Below are 22,292 nucleotides of genomic sequence, written 5' to 3'. Positions count from 1 at the left end.
TCATTACCACACTGATTATGATGGAATTATCATCAATTGCTGCAACAACCAGCAGACGGCGCAGTTGTTTTGCTCAATGGATTGGGAGCGGTGCCAGATTACGGTACACTGAGAGTATTGCTTACTTACTGCGAAGCGTTTATGCGTGCTTTACTCATTTGGATGTTGTCGCTGGCCTGCCTTGCGACCCCAGCGCTGGCGCAGTCTGCTCCGGCGGCCTTAGCTGATCAACCGCTGCCAGATATCCGCCAGCGTGGATTTGTCTATTGCGTCAGTGGGATACTAAATACCTTTAATCCGCAGATGGCCAGTAGCGGATTAACCATCGATACACTGGCGGCACAACTCTATGACCGCCTGTTGGATGTCGACCCCTACACCTATCGGCTGATCCCTGAGTTAGCCGAAAGCTGGCAAGTGCTGGATAACGGAGCAACTTACCGCTTTCATTTACGTAAAGATGTGCCGTTCCAGACCACTGATTGGTTTACCCCCACTCGGATGATGAACGCCGATGACGTGATATTCAGTTTCCAGCGGGTACTTGACTCCCAGCACCCCTACCATGGCGTTAATGGCGGCGAATATCCCTATTTCGATAGCCTGCAATTTGCTGACGCGGTGCAGAGTGTCAAAAAGCTGGATGACTACACCGTTGAATTTAAGCTAAAAGCCCCGGATGCCTCATTCCTCTGGCATTTGGCGACCCACTATGCACCGGTGCTCTCTGCCGAGTATGCCGATGTGCTGACCCAAAAAGGTCGCCAGGAGCAGATCGACCGCGAACCCGTGGGAACAGGCCCCTTCTTGTTAAACGAATATCGGTCTGGGCAATATATCCGCCTGTTCCGTAACAGTGACTACTGGAAAGGCTTACCGCGTATGCCGCAGGTGGTTATCGATCTGGGGGCCGGTGGCACTGGCCGCTTATCCAAGTTGCTGACCGGTGAGTGTGATGTGTTGGCCTATCCCGCCGCTAGTCAACTGTCCATTCTGCGCGATGACCCTCGCCTGCGCCTGACCCTGCGCCCAGGGATGAATGTGGCCTATTTGGCGTTCAATACCCGTAAACCGCCGCTCAATGATCAGCGGGTGCGGCAGGCGATTGCTTTATCAATTAATAACCAACGATTGATGCAATCAATTTATTACGGCACCGCAGAAACTGCCGCCTCTATTTTGCCTCGTGCATCATGGGCTTATGATAATCAGGCGCAGGTGACCGAATATAATCCGGAAAAAGCCAAAGCGATCCTAAAAGAGTTAGGGTTAAGCAAATTGCAGCTCAATTTGTGGGTGCCGACGGCATCGCAATCCTATAATCCCAGCCCGTTGAAGACCGCAGAGCTGATTCAGGCGGATCTGGCGCAAGTGGGCATCACGGTCAATATCGTGCCGGTTGAAGGCCGCTTTCAGGAAGCCCGCCTAATGGAGATGAACCACGATCTGACCCTCTCCGGCTGGTCAACCGACAGTAACGACCCGGACAGTTTCTTCCGCCCACTGTTGAGCTGTGCAGCAATTCGTTCGCAAACAAACTATGCTCACTGGTGTGACCCACAGTTTGATGAATTACTGCAAAAAGCACTACGCTCTCAGCAACTGTCGTCGCGTATTGAATATTATCAGCAGGCTCAGCGTATTCTGGAGCAGCAACTGCCGCTGCTGCCGTTAGCTTCATCGCTGCGGCTACAGGCTTACCGTCATGATATCAAAGGGTTGGTATTAAGCCCGTTTGGCAATTCATCTTTTGCTGGCGTGTTCCGTGAGAGCGAAGAGGGCAAAAAACCATGATTATCTTCACCTTACGGCGACTATTACTGCTAGTGATAACCCTGTTTATGTTATCACTGGTCAGTTTTAGCCTGAGCTATTTCACCCCTCATGCGCCGTTAAATGGTGTGGCACTGCTGGATGCCTATCGTTTCTACTTCAGCAGCCTGATTCAGTGGGATTTCGGCGTCTCCAGCATTAACGGTCAACCGATTAGCGAGCAGTTACGCGAGGCCTTCCCCGCCACCATGGAGCTATGTGTTCTGGCCTTTTCACTGGCGCTATTTATCGGCATTCCGCTGGGGATAATTGCTGGCGTGATGCGCGGTAAATGGGCCGATATCGCCATCAGCTCCGTCGCCTTGGTGGGTTTTTCAATCCCGGTGTTCTGGCTGGCGCTGCTGCTTATGCTGTTCTTTTCGCTGCATTTAGGCTGGCTGCCGGTTTCCGGCCGTTATGATCTATTGTATCAGGTGAAACCGGTCACCGGGCTGGCCTTGGTCGATGCCTGGCTCTCGCCCTCGCCATATCGTGAAGAGATGATGCTCAGTGCAATTCAGCATATGATCTTGCCCATCACCGCGCTGGCGGTTGCCCCGACCACCGAGGTTATTCGCCTGATGCGCACCAGTACCGATGATGTGATCGGGCAAAACTACATTAAGGCGGCGGCGACCCGTGGCTTATCCCGTTTCACTATTATTCGTCGCCATGTGCTGCATAATGCCTTGCCGCCGATCATTCCAAAACTGGGGTTGCAGTTCTCAACCATGCTGACGCTGGCGATGATCACCGAGGTGGTGTTTAACTGGCCGGGATTGGGTCGTTGGCTGATTAATGCCATTCGTCAGCAAGATTACGCCGCAATATCCGCAGGTGTAATGGTCGTCGGTTCGCTGGTCATCGTCATTAACGTGCTGTCCGATATTGTCGGCGCGATGATGACGCCGTTAAAGCATAAGGAGTGGTATGCCCTTCGATAATGTCTACCGCGAAAAGAAAATGCCCAGCCCGTTGCTGTATACCTGGCGGCTTTTCTATGGGGATGCCTTGGCAATGGTCGGTTTCTACGGTGTGCTGGCCTTACTGCTACTCTGCCTGCTGGGCAGCACCCTCGCCCCCTATGCCCTTGACCAACAGTTTCTCGGCTACCAATTGCTCCCGCCCTCCTGGTCACGCTACGGCAACGTCTCATTCTTCCTCGGCACCGACGATCTGGGCCGCGATATTTTAAGCCGCTTGTTGGCCGGTGCCGCCTCCACCTATGGCTCCGCGTTGTTGGTGACACTGGCGGCAGCGCTGTGCGGTGTGGTTCTCGGGGTCTTTGCGGGCATCACCCACGGTTTTCGCTCAGCCATTCTTAATCATGTGCTGGATACTTTGCTCTCTATTCCATCACTGCTGTTGGCGATTATTGTGGTCGCCTTTGTTGGCCCCAGTTTAGAACATGCAATGTTCGCGGTCTGGCTGGCCCTGTTGCCCCGAATGGTTCGCACCATTTATAGCGCCGTGCATGATGAGTTGGATAAAGAGTATGTGATTGCCGCCCGTCTGGATGGCGCATCCACCCCCCATATTCTGGCTTATGCCATCCTCCCCAATATTGCGGCGGTGTTAGTCACGGAGTTTACCCGCGCCCTGTCGATGGCAATTTTGGATATTGCGGCATTAGGTTTTCTGGATTTGGGGGCGCAACTGCCCTCGCCAGAGTGGGGAGCTATGCTGGGGGACTCGCTGGATCTGGTCTATGTCGCCCCCTGGACTGTGATGCTACCGGGTGCGGCCATTCTAATTAGCGTGCTGCTGGTGAATCTATTAGGTGATGGTATGCGTCGTGCAATTAATGCAGGGGTGGAGTAATGCCGTTACTTGATATTCGTAACCTCACCATCGAGTTTATGACCTCCGAGGGGATGGTGAAAGCGGTTGACCGCATCAGTATTACCCTGACCGAAGGTGAAGTGCGGGGTCTGGTGGGAGAGTCTGGCTCGGGCAAGAGTTTGATTGCCAAGGCTATCTGCGGCGTCAGTAAAGATAACTGGCGGATCACCGCTGACCGTTTTCGCTTCGATGATATCGATCTACTGCAACTGACGCCACGTCAGCGACGTAAGGTGATCGGCCATAATATTTCGATGATTTTCCAGGAGCCGCAATCTTGTCTCGACCCCTCAGAAAGCATTGGCCAACAGCTGATCCAGGCCATTCCCGGCTGGACTTACAAAGGCCGCTGGTGGCAGCGTTTTCATTGGCGCAAACGGCGGGCGATAGAGCTACTGCACCGCGTGGGGATCAAAGACCACAAAGACATTATGCGCAGCTACCCCTATGAGCTGACAGAGGGCGAATGCCAGAAGGTGATGATTGCTATTGCTCTGGCGAATCAGCCACGACTGCTGATTGCCGATGAGCCGACCAATGCGATGGAGCCTACCACTCAGGCGCAGATTTTCCGCCTACTGGCGCGGTTGAATCAGAATAACAACACCACTATTTTGCTGATCAGCCATGATTTACAAATGATGAGTAAGTGGGCCAATCGGGTTAACGTGCTCTATTGCGGTCAAACCGTGGAGAGTGCCGTTTGTGAGGATCTGCTGGCGACCCCCCACCACCCTTATACTCAGGCGCTCATTCGCTCGATGCCCGACTTTGGTCGTTCGCTGCCACACAAAAGCCGCCTGAATACGTTACCGGGAGCCATTCCGTCGCTGGAACATTTGCCCATCGGCTGCCGCCTCGGGCCGCGCTGCCCTTATGCGCAGAAAACCTGCATTGAAACTCCGCGCCTGCGCTTGGTCAAAAACCACGCCTTTGCCTGCCACTTCCCCTTAAATCTGGAGGAGCAATAATGGCCGAGACACTGCTCGAAGTCCGTAACCTGAGCAAGACCTTCCGCTATCGTACCGGGCTATTTCGCCGTCAGCATGTCGAGGCGGTGAAGTCAGTCAGCTTTACCTTACGTGAAGGTCAGACACTGGCGGTCATTGGTGAAAATGGCTCAGGTAAATCCACCTTAGCGAAAATGCTATCGGGCATGATTGAGCCTACGGAGGGTGAGCTGCTGATTGACGACCATCGTTTGGTCTATGGTGACTATGGTTACCGCAGTCAACGTATCCGCATGATTTTCCAGGACCCGAGCACCTCACTGAACCCACGTCAGCGCGTCGGGCAACTGCTGGATGCGCCGCTAAAACTGAACACCGATTTGGATGCCGCCGCCCGCGAGCAGCGCATCTATCAGACTCTGCGGCAGGTGGGGCTACTGCCTGATCACGCGAACTACTACCCTCATATGTTGGCCTCTGGTCAGAAGCAGCGTATTGCTCTGGCGCGCGCGCTTATTTTGCAGCCGAAAGTGATTGTTGCCGATGAAGCACTGGCCGCACTGGATATGTCCATGCGCTCACAGATTATTAATCTGATGCTGGAACTTCAGGACAAGCACGGCATAGCTTATATCTATGTTACCCAGCACTTAGGCATGATGAAACATATCAGTGATCAGGTGATTGTGATGCATGAGGGCGAAGTGGTGGAGCGCGGTAGTACGGCTGAAGTGCTGGCGTCCCCGCTGCATGATCTGACTAAGCGCCTGATCTCTAGCCATTTTGGTGAGGCATTAACCGCGGATGCCTGGCGGCGGGATGTGGGTCATTTTTAATATTGCCAGTTTTAGTATCCCCCAGTTTTAATACCCCCAGGCGGCTGGATATCGGCATCCAGCCGCCTGCTATTGCTAGCCGCCTTATCTCTTTAGCCAATTATTGACTAACGTAATATCATTTTTGTTATATATAATAATATGTTATTACTTTTAGTTATGGATTATGGCTTAACATTATTTTATCTCGCCAACTCAATCAGCAATGATATCCACTGTGCTCATGCCATAAAACAACAGGATATTTTGCCGATGTGGATACCTACCCCTTTGCTCTGCTGCCGATCCGCTACCGCCCTTGCCGCCATTTATTTGATCCCGCTAGCTCAACCGGCGCTGTTTAACCCCCACTCATCCTTAATGCTGGCACGTTGCTGTCTCTAACGGAGGTCATTATGGTGCACACTCGCCAACCGGATAATGCTCATTGGTATCACGAAACTCAACGTAGCGGCACTCTGGAGTGGGTTGTGGCGCAAGTGAGTGATAGAAGTGACGGCGTCACAAAAGCTGATATGAGTCACTCGCACAACAGCGAACACCATGCTGAACCAGGTATTTTCCTGCTAGGGGTAGACGACGGAATTCCCGCCGCACTCGCGGAGAGCTTACAGCGCCATGCCGGCGTTTTATCTGCCTCAGATGCCCTCTATCAGCTGCTCTTCCCGCCAATTGTCGAGCTAAACCACGAAAATCGCCTTTCACTGTATGACCGCTTAAGTAGCGCATTAACTGTCGCACAGGTGACGGGGGTTCAGCGGCTATGCAGCCACTATGCCGAGCGGCTTACCCCACTCTCCAGCCCGGATGCCTCGCGGGAAAGCAATATGCGGCTGACCCAGATAACCCAATATGCTCGCCAGCTCGCCAGTCAGCCGACGTTGATCGACCAACATGCGCTACAGCAACTGTCTGAGGTTGGGTTAACCACAGCCGATATCATTGTTTTATCACAGATTATTGGTTTTGTTGGCTATCAAGCCCGAGTGGTGGCCGGACTTTCTGCCTTAGCCGGTTATCCCACCGTTATGCTTCCTGGTTTCCCACGGATGGAAGATGCCAGTGCAGATTTAATTCCGGCAACAGTACCGCAATGGCAAGGCTGGCTGCCGTCGTTGACCGCAAATGATGACAGCGCCACTGAGTCATCGTCAGATGAAACGCCGATCACCTTACATGATCTGCTGGAACGCAACTCCCAAAGTTTGCCCGCCTACCGAGAGATAACTCAGCAGTCAGCGCCGCCGCAGATACCCGCAGATTGGCTCGCACTGGTGGCGCTGGTTTCAGCGCGCATCAATGGCAGCATTTACTGCCAGGCTCAGCATAAGCAGCAGTTAGCCATCTATGCATCAATCAATGACTCATTGATAATCAGCGCATTAATCACTGGGGTGGATAGCGCACTGGCAATTGAGCCAACTGAGCAGATGACCCACTCGCTGATTGATCTCTCCGCTCAATTAACCCGGTCACCGGAATGTTTTAGCCATCAATCTATTCATCCGCTACTCGCTCTGGGGGTCAATTATCACCAATTACTGGGGATTATCATCACCACCGCCAGCGCTGGCTGGACCAACCGTTTACGCCAAGCTTTGGGGCAGACAGTTTAAGGGCCACTGCCAATGAGTCGCGCTGGAGAACAAATAAGCGGGCAAATCATCTGTTGGCAGACTATTTCGGGATATCTGTACCTGAAGGTATTGATATCCCGCGTCGACGCTCTATCGCCCATCAATCAGCCCCTGTTATGCCAGCCCCCTCCTTTTTCAAGCAAAAAAACTTACACCACCCGCCGATCCTTTCACAGTTGATCTAATAACCAAGGTGTTTGGCTGATTAACATTTAAGCGCCATTTGGATAATTTCAGATAACTCCCAGTATGCATAATATTGATTTGGTCATTCACATTACGATAACCATTTTCACCATAAATCACATTAATAGCAGAATATATCACTAAATAAATTAAGCTCAGCTTTTAATCAAAACAAAAAATCGCCAAATCACCAAAACATAAACGTTAATACTGCATAACATTTGTAACATGGCGATATTGCACTGCGAGAGAGATATGTAACAGAATATGACAAAAGCCTTGTCTCGTTGACAAAGATAGTGAACATTAACCGCCGCTAAACATCTTATAACAACGCAAAAGGATGCCGGTTCACGCATTCACTTTTGTCTCTTCTGTCATTTATGGCAGGGAGTAAAACACAGAGGTCCCAGTGTCAACAGCAAACAACAGTCAACAACCACCAAGTAGCGAACAACCTGAAAAGATCAGCATGAATGCTTTCAAGCAGCCGAAAGCATTTTACCTGATCTTCTCCATTGAGCTTTGGGAGCGCTTTGGTTATTACGGCCTGCAAGGGATCATGGCCGTCTATCTGGTAAAAATGCTCGGGATGAGCGAAGCCGACTCCATCACCTTATTCTCCTCCTTCAGTGCACTGGTCTATGGCTTCGTGGCCATTGGCGGCTGGTTAGGTGATAAAGTTCTCGGGGCAAAACGGGTCATTGTGCTCGGCGCACTGATTCTGGCGGTGGGTTATGCCATGATTGCCTACTCCGGACATGATATTTTCTGGGTTTATCTGGGCATGGCAACCATTGCGGTCGGTAATGGTTTGTTTAAAGCTAACCCCTCCTCTCTACTCTCAACCTGCTATAACAAAGACGACCCACGTTTGGACGGTGCATTTACCATGTACTATATGTCCATCAATATCGGTTCGTTCTTCTCTATGTTGGCAACCCCATGGTTAGCGGCTAGATATGGTTGGAGTGTGGCGTTTTCACTGAGTGTTGTGGGTATGTTGATCACCTTGGTGAACTTCTGGTTCTGCCGTAAGTGGGTCAAAAACCAAGGTTCTAAACCTGACTTCGCACCCCTGCAGTTTAAAAAATTGCTGCTGGTATTGGTGGGGATTATCGCACTGATCACCCTGTCTAACTGGTTGCTGCACAACCAAATTATTGCACGCTGGGCATTAGCACTGATCTCTGTAGGGATTGTTTGTATCTTTGCCAAAGAGACATTCTCACTGCACGGCACCGCTCGTCGTAGAATGATTGTGGCGTTTCTGTTGATGCTGGAAGCAGTGGTGTTCTTCGTGCTCTACAGCCAAATGCCAACATCACTGAACTTCTTTGCTATCCATAACGTTGAGCACGCCATCTTCGGTATTGCTTTCGAGCCGGAGCAGTATCAGGCACTGAACCCATTCTGGATCATGGTTGCTAGCCCCATTTTGGCGGCAGTCTATAACAAGATGGGTGACCGTCTGCCCATGCCACATAAGTTTGCGTTCGGTATGGTGCTCTGCTCCGCCGCCTTCCTGGTACTGCCATGGGGTGCCAGCATGGCGAATGAACACGGTATTATGTCAGTCAATTGGTTGATCCTGAGCTACGCGCTGCAAAGTGTCGGTGAGTTGATGATTTCCGGCTTGGGTCTGGCGATGGTTGCGCAGTTAGTGCCTCAGCGTTTGATGGGCTTCATCATGGGTTCATGGTTCCTGACCACGGCAGCGGCAGCACTGATCGCCGGTAAAGTGGCAGCATTGACCGCAGTACCCGCTGAAATCAATGACGCCCATGCATCACTGGCAATCTATAGCCATGTGTTTATGCAGATTGGTATCGTCACTGCTATCATCGCGATTTTGATGATGCTGACAGCACCAAAACTGTATCGCATGACTTTAGCACCAACAGACAGTAAAAAAGCGGCACCAGCAGCATAGCTGACGGACTAACGCAATACGCGCTTTCGGGCGCGTTTTGCGTCACTCACTCAAACTCAATTAGCTGACCATACCGCCAACTGATAACCATCTGGATCAGTAAAATGGAAACGGCGGCCCCCTGGGAAAGCAAAGGTCGGCACTATGATAGTGGCCCCAGCCTGTTCCAGACGTTTTTGTGTCTGTTCAAGATTATCTGCATACAGGATCACCAGCGGCCCACCATTGGGCTGAACTACACTTAAGGTGGTGAAGCCGCCCGTCAACCGACCATCAGTAAACTCACAATACCCCGGCCCGTAATCGGTAAAACGCCAATTGAAAACCTTGCCATAGAAATCCTTCGATTTAGCAATATCACTCACCGCAAACTCTATGTTGTCGATCCGACTATCATTTCCTTGAGTACCCATTACCTGCTCCTGATCTTATTTATTAATTTACTCATTTATTTAACCATTTGTTGAAGCGATAGACACTAGCCATCTGATCAATGCTACTGCCGCCACCCCATTTTCGCTCAAAAAACAGACTATACTGATCTTAGGCCGCACAGCGTTAACTGCATCCTAATGATAGATGAAGATGAAATGAGTCTGTTATTAGCGGCCAATAGCGGGCAAGGAGGTGATATATGATCAACCATGTTTGGGGGCTTCTAACCCACCCCAGTCAGGAATTGCAGCAAATCAAACGTGAGGGTGAAAGTGTCCGGCACCTTTATGCCCATCACGTCCTGCTGATGGCCGCCATTCCGGTGGTTTGCGCCTTTATCGGCACCACCCAGGTGGGCTGGAACTTTGGTGATGGTCAGGTGATAAAACTGACGCCCTTTACTGCCCTCTATTCCGCCATTATTTTCTATGGGCTAATTCTGGCAGCCGTCGCCTTGATGGGCCGCGTCATTTACTGGATGGCCCGCCGCTATGCCAGCCGCCCGAGCTGGCAAAGTTGCACCTTGTTCGCCGGTTATGCCGCCACGCCGATGTTTTTAGCCGGCGTCGTCGCCCTCTACCCTATTATCTGGTTATGCTTATTCGTTGGGATTGTCGCCCTCTGCTACGCCGGCTACCTGATGTATTTGGGAATACCGACCTTCCTGAATATCGATCGCCGGGAAGGGTTTATCTTTTCTGGCTCCACATTCGCCATTGGTGTGCTGGTCTTAGAGTTATTGCTGGGTTTGACAGTGCTGCTGTGGGGATACGGTTCGCGATTGTTGTAATAAAAAACCGGTGCTGCTGCCACCGCTCTCGGTATTTTTTGCCGAGGCGGTGCCTCAGAGCGGAGGTAGGCTGCATTTATTCGCCCGGTTTGTCATGATTCTCGAGCTTTACAGCTTCTAACAGGCTTTTATCGTGATTAATGTCGCCCAGATCGCAATCTCTTACATCCCCACGCAGGATAAGGTTGTACACTGAGTAGGACTGATGCAAATAAGGCGAAAAAAATGAAAAAGCTGACATTAAAAGAGATGACTGAAATTGAGCAACGTGATGTCAAAACGCAACTCGACAGAGCCAGAATAAATTTAGGAAGAGCATTAACCAATTCAGAACAGAATAAAATCAAAGACGAAGCAATAGAAAAAATCATGAACGCCCGAGAACAAATCGCCAAGTTAACTCGCGTAGAAAGAAAAACCAAAAAAACTGCACCAAGTACCACCACCTTTAGCTGGTCCGCATCAATCAGCACTCGTCCACCACGGTAATTAATTTCCACTGCTGCATAATCAGTGGCAAAGATAACCTACAGCGGCCAGTATTCACCGCTGTAGGGCAAGGAATCACCGCTGCATAACCACTTATTCCTCAGGTAGTTATCTATTTCCCTCACAATTATCTTACACCGCTAGCTGCATTTTTTTCTCACCTGCCTTAGGATAAGGAAGCTCGTTTCTTTTAGTGCTCTATTAAGGAGTTTGTGATGAAATTGTTCTATAAACCCAGTGCCTGCTCTTTGTCTCCACATATTGTATTACGTGAAGCGGGGTTAGACTTCAGTATTGAGAGTGTCGATCTGGCAACCAAAATCACTGAAACGGGTCAAGACTATTTAAGCATCAATCCAAAAGGACAAGTCCCGGCGCTAATATTGGATGATGGTAGCTTGCTCACCGAAGGGGTTGCTATCGTGCAATATCTGGCAGATAAAGTGCCCGATCGCCAGCTTATCGCCCCTGCCGGCACCCTCTCCCGCTATCATGCTATTGAGTGGTTAAATTTCGTGGCGACTGAATTACATAAAGGTTTCAGTCCACTGTTTAACCCGAAAACACCACCAGAGTATAAAGTGATCGCCAGCGAGCGGCTGGATAAACAATTCAGCTATGTCGATAGTGTGTTAGCGCATCATGATTATCTGCTAGGGAAAAAATTCAGTGTCGCCGACGCCTATCTATTTACCGTCACTCGTTGGGCTAACGCGCTGAATATTGAGATTAAGCAACGTAGTCATTTAGATGCCTATATGGCTCGTGTTGCAGAGCGCCCAGCAGTAAAAGCCGCGCTGGCAGCTGAAGATATCAAGAAATAATAAATTAACTGATGAGTTGATTAGAGTGCCCCTGCTGCCAGGGGCATTTTTTATCGCGGATAAGCTGATTATAGCGAATTATTGGCCGACTCTAACCGCGCTAAACTGGCAGGTAGGATTAACAATCTCATCTTGTGCCGCCACCACTTGAAGTTCGTACTCACCCATAGCCTGGGTTTTCAGCATCACTTCATAAACCGCCGCAGTCACGTGTTCCAATGCTTTATCCAGCGCTGCGCCTTTTAGCAGATTTACCAGTAACAGACCACTGGTTAAATCACCCACGCCGACCGGTTGGCGCGTGCCGAAGTCCACCAGCGGACGGCTAATGTGCCATGCTTCTTCAGCCGTCACTAATAACATCTCAAAGCAGTCAGCATGATAACCCGCACGACTCAAGTGCTTGACCAACACCACTTTTGGCCCTTTGGCACAGAGGTCACGGGCCACATTGACGGCTTGCTCAACACTCTCAACCCGCACACCGCTGAGTTGCTCCAGCTCAAGCAAGTTAGGCGCAATAACATCACTGGCAGGCAGCGCCTCTTTACAGAAGAATTCGGCCACGCCAGGTGCCACGATACAACCCTTTTCAGGATGCCCCATCACCGGATCACAAAAATACCAGGCCGCAGGATTGGCTTGTTTTACCCGCGCAACCGCCGCCAAAATATGGCCACCCTGCTCTGGTGAGCCAATATAACCGCTCAATATCGCATCACAATCTTTGAGCCGATCGATATCGGCGATGCCCTGGACTATTTCTGTCAGGTGACTGGCAGGCATGACACAACCGGTCCAGTGACCATATTGCGTATGATTTGAGAACTGGACAGTATTTAGCGGCCAAACATTAACCCCCATTCGGCGCATCGGAAATTCAGCGGCACTATTGCCAGCATGGCCAAAAACAACATGTGACTGAATCGAAAGTATATTTTTCATTGGTACGGCCTAAAAGTGAGCGACGAAAACGTTAGCGACTAAAATATAAGCAAAAAAATAAGGGACATCTCTGCCCCTTACTCTATTTCACCCTTATAACCAACTAATCAGGCAATAATGTTTTTTGCCACGACGCAGTAAGGTGTAGCGCCCAAACAGGCGGTCAGCATCAGTAAAGAAGTACTCCGGATCGGCCTGTTTCTCACCATTAATCGCCACCGCGTTAGAGTTAATCATGGTGCGCGCCTGGCCGCGAGAGGGAACCAATTCAGCATTCACCAGCGCCTGCTGCAAATCAGCATCGCGGGTCAACTCAATAGTTGGCATCCCATCTTGTGCTAACTGGGCAAAGTCCGCTTGCGTCATCTCATTCAAATCACCGGAGAACAAGCTGTCAGTAATACGTTTTGCCGCCGCCAAACCTTCAGCGCCGTGCACCATAGCGGTGACATTTTCTGCCAGCACGTATTGGGCGCGCGGGGCTTTGCCGCTGTTTTTGTCCTCCTCTTCCAGCGCATTTATCTCTTCTAAGCTCATGAAAGTGAAGAATTTCAGGAAGCGGTAAACATCAGCATCGGCGGTATTTATCCAGAACTGGTAGAATTTGTAAGGGCTGGTTTTCTTTGGATCAAGCCACACTGCGCCGCCTTCGGTTTTACCGAACTTGGTGCCATCAGCTTTAGTGATCAATGGCACGGTCAGACCGTAAACCTGCTGCTGATGAAGGCGACGGGTTAAATCGATACCCGAGGTAATGTTACCCCACTGATCAGAACCACCGATTTGTAATGCCACGCCGTGGGCTTTGTTTAGGCAAGCGAAATCATAAGCCTGCAACAAGTTATAGGAGAATTCAGTAAACGAAATGCCGCTATCATCGCGATTCAGGCGCTGCTTAACCGCTTCTTTATTGATCATCTGATTAACGGAGAAGTGCTTGCCGATATCCCGCAGGAAAGTCAGCACATTCATGCCGCCAAACCAGTCGTAGTTGTTGGCGGCAATGGCGCTGTTTTCACCACAATCAAAATCGAGGAATGGCGACACCTGACGGCGGATCTTCTCAACCCACTCGTTAACGGTATCTTCGGTGTTGAGTTTGCGCTCACTGGCTTTGAAACTCGGGTCACCAATCATGCCGGTGGCGCCACCTACCAATGCCACTGGGCGGTGACCTGCCAACTGGAATCGCTTCAAGCATAACAACGGAACCAGATGACCCAAATGCAAGCTGTCCGCGGTAGGATCGAAACCGCAATAGAGTGAAATTGGCCCTTGCGCCAGTCTCTCTGCTAACGCCTCTTCATCCGTCACCTGGGCAACGAGGCCCCGCTCTTGCAATTGCTTAATCAGGTTGCTGCTGGTCATCAATGACTCCATTGTCTTTTACAAAAAATTGTCTTTTACAAAAAATGTCTTTTACGATGTAAAGATGATTTATACCCAAAGAACCTGGCGTTGCAGGTAGGCAGCAAGCGAACTCCCCTGCGGCTTCAAGTACGAAGGGTATAGAATAAAGCGCCCGCCGCACGAGCGCTAGGCTTAACCACAATTATTTCATCGTGCTCAAGGGGCTAAACGGTCAATTTTCCAGCCAGCGGCTTCCCGTTGATAGATAAAACGGTCATGCAGACGATGTTCGCCGCCTTGCCAGAACTCAACAGAGTCAAATTTAACGCGGAAGCCCCCCCAGAAACTGGGTAATGGCACATCACCTTGCTGGAATTTCTGTTTTAATTCCAGAAACTTACTCTCCAGTACACCGCGGGCAGAGATGCGAGAGGATTGCTGAGAGACCCAAGCGCCAATCTGGCTATCTTTCGGGCGGGAGTTAAAATATTTGAGCACTTCAAGGGTGGAAAGCCGCTCGGCTTTACCGAGGAAAATGACCTGTCTGTCCAGCATATGCCAGGGGAATAGCAAACTGATATGTGGGTTTTCAGCCAATTGCTGCGCTTTGCGGCTACCTAAATTGGTGTAGAACACCATGCCCTGCTCATCATAGTGCTTCAACAGCACAATGCGCTGATAGGGTTGGCCATTGGCATCCACCGTTGCCACACACATGGCGGTCGGATCAGGCAGTCGAGCCTCACACGCCTGTTTGAGCCAGCGCTCAAACAGCGCCAGTGGTTGTTCAGTTAAATCACTGCGGCGCAGTCCGCCGCGAATATATTCACGACGTAAATCTGCAACATCAAAATTGTCAGTCATATAAGCTCTGTATCGCGCAGGAAAGCAGTGATGATTATTCTGCCCTTGTGGCACCATAATCACAATCACCCTGAGCCAGTAACCACCTGATGACTTGATCAAAACAGTGATTTTATCAACACAGTTATTTTATCAACATGCAGTCATCGATAATGATTTTGTCATCGCGCTCAATAAATGCACTATTGCCTTTTGACCAGAAGGTATAGCGGCCATCACTGTATTTAGTGCCGGAAGCGGCGCGCACTTGCCCCAAGGTGAGCTGTTCTCCATCTAGAATCAGGCTGACTTTATCGTGTTGGTTATCTTGTTTGACTGTCAGTTGGGTCGTCCCGCATTGATAGTGCAAAGTTTCATTTTTCGGTTGCACCAGGCTACACCCCGCCAGCATTAATGCGGCGGTTGTGCAGGTCACAGCCAATAAATATTTCATGATGTCACCCTCGTTGATTGGCTAAGCTGCCATGTTCAATGGAAGCTTAGCACCCTCATCGTGACGATACAGGATAGACTGCTCCTAAAATGGTCTCGCAACTGGCCCCCGTGACAGAGGGTAAATTGCCTGATTTACCGGATAGTGTCCGAAATGCCAGCCAGGCAAAGGCCAGCGCTTCCATATCGTCACCACTGACACCAAAGTCATCAGTGACACACACCTCGGTGCCCGGCAGTAAAGCGGACATGCGCGACATCACCAGTAGATTGCGCGCCCCGCCGCCACAGACCAGCAACCGCTCACAGCCGCCCGCCAATTGAACTTGTTCAGCAATGGAGAGCGCCGTTAACTCAGCCAATGTGGCTTGCACATCTTCAGGTTTGACTCCCGCCACTTTCGCTAACTGTCGGTCTAACCATCCGGCGTTGAAGTATTCACGCCCGGTGCTTTTTGGCGCGGGCTTGGCAAAATAGGGGTCGCTGTACATTAGCTCAAGCAGTGACTGATTCACCTGCCCCGACAAGGCCCAGGTGGCATCTTTGTCATAAGGTAAGGATCTGTTGCGCCAAATCCAGCTATCCATCAGCATGTTGCCCGGCCCGGTATCAAAGCCCCGCACCGGCAAATCGGGCAGCAACATGGATAAATTTGCGATGCCACCAATGTTCAACACCATGCGCCGCTCGGTGGCATGGGCTAATAGTGCATGATGGAATGCGGGAACCAATGGCGCCCCCTGCCCACCATAAGCCATATCTCGGCGGCGGAAATCCCCCACGGTGGCAACTTGAGTCAGCGCCGCAATACGGTTGTTGTCACCCAATTGCATGGTAAAGGCTGGCTCACCTAACGGCTCATGCCACACGGTTTGTCCGTGGCAGCCAATCGCGGTGATATCCTGTGCTGTGAGCCCCTCTTTACTCATCAAAGCCAGCACCGCCTCAGCGAATAGCATCCCCAACTGGGCATCAAGCTTACCCACGGCTGACAAGGTGGTTGACTGCCCCTGACACATGCCAAGTATCTCTTTTTTCAACTGTTGCGGCATTGGATGGCAATAGCTAGCCTGTTGGGCCACCATGCGCTCATCAATGGCTGCCAGCACAACATCAACGCCATCCAGACTGGTTCCTGACATCACCCCAATAAAACGGCCTGATTTCATAGCAATGACCTTATTTCCCCATTGAGGAACAAAATAGCGATAAGACTTTTCTCAAGCCGAATCAGAATAATAAAATTAACACCATGAAAAGATATACTTTTTCAAGTGTATACCGCCATAGGCGCATCTCTTAAAGAATGCTTTTTATTTGCAATAAGGGTCACATAAAAGTCACTACTGCTAACACTTTCATTTATGGCAGTGATATTTCATACTTTAATAAAGTTAAACCGCCGTTTAATATTGGTTGAAGTATAAGGCGCTAAGCTGCGAACCAATCTAAGGTAGCCGAAATATTCAGCAAGTGGTCGGAAACAAGTAACTAGTGAAATAAACATTTGAGTAAGCCATACTTTACGCAAAGACTGGGCCGCAATGGACTGGATTTGGGTATCCCGCCATACTAAACCGTATAGCGGTTATGCATTTTTAATAGGAGTTTTTATGAAAAAGCCATTAATCGCCGTTGCTATTATTGCGGTGACTTTGACCGGTTGCGCCAATAACAACACACTCTCTGGTGATGTTTTTACCGCATCACAGGCTAAGCAAGTACAAACCGTCACTTACGGCACATTACTCTCTGTTCGCCCTGTCACCATTCAGGGTGGTGATGATAACAACATTGTCGGCGCGATTGGTGGTGCCGTTCTCGGTGGCTTCCTCGGCAATACTGTAGGTGGTGGTACAGGTCGTAGTCTGGCAACCGCCGCGGGTGCTGTTGCAGGTGGTATGGCTGGACAAGGTGTTCAGGGGGCAATAAACCGTACTGATGGCGTACAACTTGAAGTGCGTAAAGACGATGGTACAACCATTCTGGTGGTGCAGAAGCAAGGCCCTACTCGCTTTAGCGTCGGTCAGCGCGTCATGCTCGCCAGCAGCGGTAGCACGGTGACTGTCAGCCCACGTTAATACCATTGGGTATTAACCTCGCGGACAAAAGTCAGGGTTCATTGCGAACCCTGACTTGCTCTTACAGTGATACTTTTCTTTCTGCTGTGAATAAGAGTCTAAAACTTTATAATTTACTTGCTTTGTAATTGAATAATATTTCGCTCGAGCTTATCAATCAGACCAGATAACAACTCAATCTCATCAGTTGAAATTCCACCGAGAATCTCTTTGCGGGTGGAACATATGACGCCATCAACCTGCTCTATTATCGGTGAAGACTGTTCCGTCAGTTTTATCCTCTTTGCACGACGATCATTTGCACAGATATGCCGTGTGATTAAACCTTTCTCCTCCAGTTGATCTAAGGTTCTAACCAGTGATGGTTGTTCGATACCAATCGCCTTTGCCAATTGAATCTGTGACTGCTCAGGTGGTAAACGATTAATATTATGCAAGGTAACCCAATGTGTTTGGGTCAGTTCCAACGGCTTCAGCCGATGGTCGATAAGTGCGCGCCAAACGCGAACTAATCGTGCTAAATCAGATCCTAATGTCGATTCCAATTGCCCCTCCTTTTATTTAGCGTGCTAGCATAACTCCCAGAGTCCAGTCTATTTTGGGTAATTAACATTAAAAACACAAATGTATATATACCGTCGATGCTAGGGGAATAGCAATAAATACGGGAAATAGTTTAGCAGAAATGATGTTTTTTACTAAAATACCCCTTAAGGATTAACCTTATGTATGTATCTATATTCCCCATTAACGCACCACTTACCGACTTGGTGTTAGGTGCTTCTATCTATTTCCCGCCAATGTTTAAGACAGTCATGCTAGGTTTGGTGTTATAGCTACTGATCCATCATATGCTACGGAATTGGATCTACTCTGGTGACATCTGACATCCAATATTAATGGATCTCTCAATTTTTGTCATTTCGGTCACGGTTTCTTTATGGGTCTTAGCCAGTTGGTAAATTGACATGAATCATCAATCTCTTAAATATTTCTCCTCAGTCATCGTATTCGCCCTCGCACTCTGTGCTGGTTGGTGGATGTGGAATTATTACATGTAATCGCCCTGAGCTCGTGATGGTAAAGTCCGGGCAGAATTAGTCAGTATCACCCCGGAAGTTTCCGGCAGGCTGGTTAAAATACTAGTTCATGATAACCAATTGGTAAGCTCTGATAGCCTATTATTTGTCATTGACCCGCAACCCTATCAGTTAGCACTGGATAATACGCAAGCCGCTGTTGTCCGCGCCCAGAGTGAGTTAGCCAAAGCGAATCATGAAGCTGAACGCCGCCGCTACTTACCTAAAAATATCATTTCCGGTGCCGATCTCGAGATTGCCAATTTAACCGCTGATAGTATGAAAGCCGCATATCAGGGCGCAGTGGCAAACCTCGAGCAAGCGAAATGGAATCTCAGCAAAACGCGTATTTATGCCCCTGCCAACGGCTATATCACCAATCTACAAACACGGGTAGGTAACTATGCGACAACTGGCACTCCATTAGTAGCGCTAATAGATACCGATTCATTCTATGTAATGGGCTATTTCGAAGAAACCAAACTGAGACACATTAGAGAAGGTAATGAGGCCAAGATTGTTTTGTATAATGGCAACATTCCTTTACGCGGAGTGGTAGAAAGTATTGGTCGGGCGAGGAGCAGCAAGTGCGCCAGCTTGAAACTCACTGGCGCATAGAGTCTTAAGGCACGTCATAACCGAGGGCCGCACGGCGAATGCGGAACCACTGCTGGCGAGTCATCGTCAGGGAGAGCGCAGCCCACGCGGCTTTAACGCGCTCTATCTTGCCGGAACCGATGATAGGTAATGGAGCCGATGGCAGGCGCAGGATCCAGGCATAAACCACCTGTTCAATACTTTCAGCACCTATTTCATCGGCCACCGCCTGCAACTCATCACGTAGCGCCTGGAACTCTGGGTCACTAAACAAACGCCCGCCCCCCAGACAAGACCAGGCCATCGGCTTAATGCGCAGCTGTTGGCAAGCATCAAGGGTGCCATCCACAATGGCGGGCTGGTGCAGCGGTGAAATTTCGACCTGATTAGTCACCAGCGAGAATGGCAAACGCGATTGCAGCAAACTAAATTGTGCGGGCGTAAAGTTCGACACGCCGAAATGTTTTACCTGGCCGCTTTGGTGTAATTGGGTGAAAGCTTCAGCCACTTCATCAGCATCCATCAGGGGATCTGGGCGGTGGATCAGCAGCAGATCCAGATAATCAGTATGTAAATGCGTCAGTGACTGCTCAGCGCTTTTGATGATGTGTGAGCGATCAGTGATGTAATGCCCCAGCGCATGCTCTGGTTTCGCGGTAGTGGCAATGCCACATTTGCTCACCAGTTCCAGTTGCTGCCGCAAAGCGGGCTTAAGGCGCAATGCCTGCCCGAATGCCTGCTCACATTGATAACCACCGTAAATATCTGCGTGATCTGTCGTAGTAATGCCCAATTCAATATGCTGCTCGATAAAGCCCAACAACTGCGCGGGCGTCATCTCCCACTCCATCAAGCGCCAATAACCGCAAATCATGCGAGAAAATTCAGGCCCAAGGGGTGCCAGTTGAGTACGTGTATCCATTATTAGCTACCTCATTTATTAGTATGCCCTTAGCATACACAACCGACAGCAAGGTTAAATCCTCCCTGAGCAACGAATTAAGGGTCAATTGGGGGTTGAGCGACTCAATAGCCGACTAAATAGCCATAAAGGCTAAAAATGCACGGCTCGTTAGAACAGAGAGGGTTGCTCTTGCAGCGGCTCATCCGGCTGCTTGTTAGCGCGTTGCAAGCGCAGTAGACGTTGGCGACACAGCCGCAGGACATCTCGTTTTTGCGGATCACTCATTTTAATCCAGTTAAAGCGCTCATCACGGCTGCGCATACAGCCACGACAAAAACCACGGTCATCTGTTTGGCAGATACCACGGCATGGACTGGGAATGTCGAAAAACTCAAGTTGCTGAGCCACGCGGCCTCCTGCTACTAAGATACCTAAAGAACTGAGTGTTTCAGCGATATCTTAATTGAAGCCTGCTTCGCCACTGCTGGCAAGCCTCTATTTTGCCCCGCCGGATAAAACCCGCCAAGCAGTGACGCACACCACAATACCGCTAAGGTTATCTTAAGTTTCAATCGATATCATTCATGCAATTAGTGAACTCTAGGATTCAATTTTCACGATGAATGTTCGATATAAGTTACAGTGTAACAGTCTCGGTTTTATTCTCAGCTGTGCGCTGTTTTTCACTCTCTGCCATAATGCGCTATTTATTAGCAAAGCCTGGTCGCTGATCCGTTTTGACAGCAGTGAAAGCTATTTCTTCGCCGCAACCATTCCGCTGGTGATTTTCTGCGCACTCAATATCATTTTTAGCCTGTTGGCCGTCCCCTTGCTGCGCAAACCACTGATCATTCTATTTTTATTGGGTGGTGCTGCGGCCAACTACTTTATGTTCAGCTATGGTGCCGTGATCGACGCCAATATGATGCAAAACGCCTTTGAGACCAACGCACAGGAAGCCACCGCCCTTTTCACGCCACGTATGGCTCTCTGGCTGCTAGTGCTCGGTATCACTCCTGCCATCATTATCTGCTTCGTGCGGATTCAGGCAACCCGCCCCTGGTGGTACATGCTGGGGCTACGGGCGGCAAATATTCTGCTATCGGCGGTCATTATCATGCTGGTAGCGACGCTGTTTTATAAAGATTACGCCTCGCTGATCCGGAACAATAAAAGCATCGTCAAGATGCTAACGCCATCCAACTTTGTCAGCGGCAGTTTTCAATTTGCCAGGCATAAATATTTCGCCAGCAATATGTCGCTGGTGAGGATTGGTGAAGATGCCCATAAAGGGCCGGTAATCAGTGGGCAACAGAAGAGAACTTTGGTGATTTTGGTGGTAGGAGAAACTGCCCGTGCCGAGAACTTCTCCTTAGGTGGCTATGGTCGCGCAACCAACCCTCGCCTACAAAAACAGGATGTGACCTATTTTAAGAATGCCTCATCCTGCGGCACGGAAACCGCTATTTCCGTGCCGTGCATGTTCTCCAATATGCCGCGTAAAAACTATGATGCCACACTGGCCAGCCATCAGGAGGGCTTGATGGATATTCTTGCCCGCGCTGGGCTGAATGTTTTGTGGCGTGAAAATGATGGTGGCTGTAAAGGAGCCTGTGACCGCACTCCCCATCAGGATGTGACACAGCTGCAATTAACCACCGACTGCGAGAATGGTGTCTGCTTAGATAACGCGCTGCTCTATAAGTTGGATAATTATATCAATGGGCTGCAAGGTGACGGGGTCATCGTATTACACCAAATGGGTAGTCATGGCCCCGCTTATTACCGCCGCTCTACCCCCGAGTTCCGCCAATTTGCCCCAACCTGCGATAGCAACCAAATTCAGGATTGCACCTCTCAGGAGCTGGTGAATACTTACGATAATTCGATTCTTTATACTGATGCCATGCTGGATAACACCATTAAATTGCTGCAACAGCAGAGTGCCAGATTTAATACCGCACTGGTTTATCTCTCTGATCACGGCGAGTCATTGGGCGAAAATGGCATGTATCTGCACGGAACACCCTATATGTTCGCCCCTGGTCAGCAAACCCACATTCCTTTCTTAATGTGGTTATCACCTGAATATACAAAAAGCTATGGCATCGATCGCCAGTGTTTAGCCAAGAGTGCACAACATGATGAAATTTCGCAGGATAATCTGTTCCATACCCTATTGGGCATGATGAATATTCAAACCAATGAATATCAATCTGGGATGGATCTGCTGGAGAAGTGCCGCACTCAGGGCTAACAGATGAGCCAAAAGCACCGATAAATTTTAGCTAGGAAAACAGATAGTT

General features: G+C 49.7%; 21 protein-coding genes and 2 pseudogenes. 14 read left to right on the top strand and 9 right to left on the bottom strand.

The genetic code is table 11. From position 1 onward, the window contains the following. Positions 1–141 precede the first annotated feature (141 nt). The 7 genes from sapA to dtpA all read left to right on the top strand — a co-directional run bounded on the left by sapA (position 142) and on the right by dtpA (position 9,196). Entirely contained in the window at positions 142–1,794 is a 1,653-nt protein-coding gene (sapA, locus tag FFE93_RS09840) for an ABC transporter substrate-binding protein SapA (RefSeq protein WP_049600538.1), read from the top strand. Next, entirely contained in the window at positions 1,791–2,756 is a 966-nt protein-coding gene (sapB, locus tag FFE93_RS09835; RefSeq protein WP_032896214.1) for a putrescine export ABC transporter permease SapB, read from the top strand. Before sapA ends, sapB begins: the two co-directional genes overlap by 4 nt. Then, positions 2,743–3,633, top strand: coding sequence for a putrescine export ABC transporter permease SapC (gene sapC, locus FFE93_RS09830; RefSeq protein WP_032896212.1), 891 nt, complete (start codon positions 2,743–2,745; stop codon positions 3,631–3,633). The genes sapB and sapC overlap by 14 nt, the downstream gene beginning before the upstream one ends. After that, the gene (sapD, locus tag FFE93_RS09825; RefSeq protein ID WP_005270417.1) at positions 3,633–4,625 is read left to right on the top strand and encodes a putrescine export ABC transporter ATP-binding protein SapD; all 993 of its coding nucleotides are present in this window, start codon (positions 3,633–3,635) and stop codon (positions 4,623–4,625) included. The genes sapC and sapD overlap by 1 nt, the downstream gene beginning before the upstream one ends. Further along, positions 4,625–5,440 carry a putrescine export ABC transporter ATP-binding protein SapF gene (gene sapF / locus FFE93_RS09820; protein ID WP_054872016.1) on the top strand — a complete coding sequence of 272 codons (816 nt, stop codon included), beginning with the start codon at positions 4,625–4,627 and terminating at the stop codon, positions 5,438–5,440. The genes sapD and sapF overlap by 1 nt, the downstream gene beginning before the upstream one ends. Positions 5,441–5,835: 395 nt before the next feature. Then, complete coding sequence (locus FFE93_RS09810; protein ID WP_138775076.1) at positions 5,836–7,056, top strand: CMD domain-containing protein; 1,221 nt, start codon at positions 5,836–5,838, stop codon at positions 7,054–7,056. 619 nt (positions 7,057–7,675) lie between these two features. After that, entirely contained in the window at positions 7,676–9,196 is a 1,521-nt protein-coding gene (gene dtpA / locus FFE93_RS09805) for a dipeptide/tripeptide permease DtpA (RefSeq protein WP_005270413.1), read from the top strand. Positions 9,197–9,252: 56 nt separating this feature from the next. On the opposite strand, the gene FFE93_RS09800 is transcribed toward dtpA, so the two are convergent. After that, positions 9,253–9,609, bottom strand: a complete 357-nt coding sequence (locus FFE93_RS09800; protein ID WP_049600223.1) for a VOC family protein — start codon at positions 9,607–9,609, stop codon at positions 9,253–9,255. Positions 9,610–9,830: 221 nt separating this feature from the next. On the opposite strand from FFE93_RS09800, the gene FFE93_RS09795 reads away from it, so the two are divergent. The 3 genes from FFE93_RS09795 (at position 9,831) to gstA (ending at position 11,734) form a co-directional block, all read left to right on the top strand. After that, positions 9,831–10,421: a Yip1 family protein gene (locus FFE93_RS09795; RefSeq protein ID WP_072083744.1), complete on the top strand. Its 591-nt coding sequence runs from the start codon at positions 9,831–9,833 to the stop codon at positions 10,419–10,421. A 225-nt stretch (positions 10,422–10,646) separates the two neighbouring features. Next, positions 10,647–10,910, top strand: coding sequence for a DUF3811 domain-containing protein (locus tag FFE93_RS09790; RefSeq protein WP_005270407.1), 264 nt, complete (start codon positions 10,647–10,649; stop codon positions 10,908–10,910). 215 nt (positions 10,911–11,125) lie between these two features. Continuing rightward, on the top strand, positions 11,126–11,734 hold the full coding sequence (gstA, locus tag FFE93_RS09785) for a glutathione transferase GstA (RefSeq protein ID WP_005270404.1): 609 nt from the start codon (positions 11,126–11,128) through the stop codon (positions 11,732–11,734). A gap of 78 nt (positions 11,735–11,812) precedes the next feature. On the opposite strand, the gene pdxY is transcribed toward gstA, so the two are convergent. From pdxY to anmK, 5 genes are all read right to left on the bottom strand, one after another. Next, a complete protein-coding gene (gene pdxY / locus FFE93_RS09780) occupies positions 11,813–12,679 on the bottom strand; it encodes a pyridoxal kinase PdxY (protein ID WP_138775075.1) in 867 nt (288 codons plus the stop codon). A gap of 93 nt (positions 12,680–12,772) precedes the next feature. Beyond that, positions 12,773–14,047 (bottom strand): tyrosine--tRNA ligase, encoded by a 1,275-nt coding sequence (gene tyrS, locus FFE93_RS09775; protein ID WP_138775074.1) that lies wholly within the window; start codon positions 14,045–14,047, stop codon positions 12,773–12,775. Between the two features lie 198 nt (positions 14,048–14,245). Further along, entirely contained in the window at positions 14,246–14,893 is a 648-nt protein-coding gene (gene pdxH / locus FFE93_RS09770) for a pyridoxamine 5'-phosphate oxidase (RefSeq protein ID WP_032896206.1), read from the bottom strand. A 124-nt stretch (positions 14,894–15,017) separates the two neighbouring features. Next, positions 15,018–15,326, bottom strand: coding sequence for an MliC family protein (locus FFE93_RS09765; RefSeq protein WP_005270393.1), 309 nt, complete (start codon positions 15,324–15,326; stop codon positions 15,018–15,020). 55 nt (positions 15,327–15,381) lie between these two features. Then, positions 15,382–16,494, bottom strand: coding sequence for an anhydro-N-acetylmuramic acid kinase (gene anmK / locus FFE93_RS09760; protein WP_005270391.1), 1,113 nt, complete (start codon positions 16,492–16,494; stop codon positions 15,382–15,384). A gap of 444 nt (positions 16,495–16,938) precedes the next feature. Here anmK and FFE93_RS09755 point away from each other — a divergent pair, with 444 nt between their 5' ends. Beyond that, entirely contained in the window at positions 16,939–17,406 is a 468-nt protein-coding gene (locus tag FFE93_RS09755; protein WP_005270387.1) for a glycine zipper 2TM domain-containing protein, read from the top strand. A gap of 113 nt (positions 17,407–17,519) precedes the next feature. Here FFE93_RS09755 and rovA read toward each other — a convergent pair whose 3' ends face one another. Continuing rightward, the gene (rovA, locus tag FFE93_RS09750; RefSeq protein ID WP_005270385.1) at positions 17,520–17,951 is read right to left on the bottom strand and encodes a virulence master transcriptional regulator RovA; all 432 of its coding nucleotides are present in this window, start codon (positions 17,949–17,951) and stop codon (positions 17,520–17,522) included. A gap of 180 nt (positions 17,952–18,131) precedes the next feature. On the opposite strand from rovA, the pseudogene FFE93_RS21705 reads away from it, so the two are divergent. Beyond that, positions 18,132–18,368, top strand: a pseudogene (locus tag FFE93_RS21705) (DUF1656 domain-containing protein). Positions 18,369–18,374: 6 nt separating this feature from the next. Next, positions 18,375–19,061, top strand: a pseudogene (locus FFE93_RS09740) (HlyD family secretion protein); the annotation flags it as partial. Positions 19,062–19,107: 46 nt separating this feature from the next. On the opposite strand, the gene FFE93_RS09735 reads toward FFE93_RS09740, so the two are convergent. Together FFE93_RS09735 and FFE93_RS09730 are read right to left on the bottom strand one after the other, a co-directional pair. Beyond that, on the bottom strand, positions 19,108–20,004 hold the full coding sequence (locus tag FFE93_RS09735) for an aldo/keto reductase family oxidoreductase (protein ID WP_005270381.1): 897 nt from the start codon (positions 20,002–20,004) through the stop codon (positions 19,108–19,110). A gap of 150 nt (positions 20,005–20,154) precedes the next feature. Beyond that, positions 20,155–20,394, bottom strand: a complete 240-nt coding sequence (locus tag FFE93_RS09730) for a DUF1289 domain-containing protein (protein ID WP_049600215.1) — start codon at positions 20,392–20,394, stop codon at positions 20,155–20,157. Between the two features lie 211 nt (positions 20,395–20,605). On the opposite strand from FFE93_RS09730, the gene eptA reads away from it, so the two are divergent. Further along, complete coding sequence (gene eptA, locus FFE93_RS09725) at positions 20,606–22,243, top strand: phosphoethanolamine transferase EptA (RefSeq protein ID WP_138775073.1); 1,638 nt, start codon at positions 20,606–20,608, stop codon at positions 22,241–22,243. Positions 22,244–22,292 lie beyond the last annotated feature (49 nt).

Source organism: Yersinia sp. KBS0713, assembly GCF_005937895.2.
Classification (GTDB): Bacteria; Pseudomonadota; Gammaproteobacteria; order Enterobacterales; family Enterobacteriaceae; genus Yersinia; species Yersinia bercovieri.
The sequence above is the reverse complement of the archived record's forward strand: the minus strand, read 5'-3'. Positions and strand labels throughout refer to the sequence as shown.

Coding starts and splice junctions, on each gene's coding strand:
- sapA (WP_049600538.1), top strand. CDS start 142: ATGCGTGCTTTACTCATTTGGATGTTGTCGCTGGCCTGCCTTGCGACC.
- sapB (WP_032896214.1), top strand. CDS start 1,791: ATGATTATCTTCACCTTACGGCGACTATTACTGCTAGTGATAACCCTG.
- sapC (WP_032896212.1), top strand. CDS start 2,743: ATGCCCTTCGATAATGTCTACCGCGAAAAGAAAATGCCCAGCCCGTTG.
- sapD (WP_005270417.1), top strand. CDS start 3,633: ATGCCGTTACTTGATATTCGTAACCTCACCATCGAGTTTATGACCTCC.
- sapF (WP_054872016.1), top strand. CDS start 4,625: ATGGCCGAGACACTGCTCGAAGTCCGTAACCTGAGCAAGACCTTCCGC.
- FFE93_RS09810 (WP_138775076.1), top strand. CDS start 5,836: ATGGTGCACACTCGCCAACCGGATAATGCTCATTGGTATCACGAAACT.
- FFE93_RS09800 (WP_049600223.1), bottom strand. CDS start 9,609: ATGGGTACTCAAGGAAATGATAGTCGGATCGACAACATAGAGTTTGCG.
- FFE93_RS09795 (WP_072083744.1), top strand. CDS start 9,831: ATGATCAACCATGTTTGGGGGCTTCTAACCCACCCCAGTCAGGAATTG.
- FFE93_RS09790 (WP_005270407.1), top strand. CDS start 10,647: ATGAAAAAGCTGACATTAAAAGAGATGACTGAAATTGAGCAACGTGAT.
- gstA (WP_005270404.1), top strand. CDS start 11,126: ATGAAATTGTTCTATAAACCCAGTGCCTGCTCTTTGTCTCCACATATT.
- pdxY (WP_138775075.1), bottom strand. CDS start 12,679: ATGAAAAATATACTTTCGATTCAGTCACATGTTGTTTTTGGCCATGCT.
- tyrS (WP_138775074.1), bottom strand. CDS start 14,047: ATGACCAGCAGCAACCTGATTAAGCAATTGCAAGAGCGGGGCCTCGTT.
- pdxH (WP_032896206.1), bottom strand. CDS start 14,893: ATGACTGACAATTTTGATGTTGCAGATTTACGTCGTGAATATATTCGC.
- FFE93_RS09765 (WP_005270393.1), bottom strand. CDS start 15,326: ATGAAATATTTATTGGCTGTGACCTGCACAACCGCCGCATTAATGCTG.
- anmK (WP_005270391.1), bottom strand. CDS start 16,494: ATGAAATCAGGCCGTTTTATTGGGGTGATGTCAGGAACCAGTCTGGAT.
- FFE93_RS09755 (WP_005270387.1), top strand. CDS start 16,939: ATGAAAAAGCCATTAATCGCCGTTGCTATTATTGCGGTGACTTTGACC.
- FFE93_RS09735 (WP_005270381.1), bottom strand. CDS start 20,004: ATGGATACACGTACTCAACTGGCACCCCTTGGGCCTGAATTTTCTCGC.
- eptA (WP_138775073.1), top strand. CDS start 20,606: ATGAATGTTCGATATAAGTTACAGTGTAACAGTCTCGGTTTTATTCTC.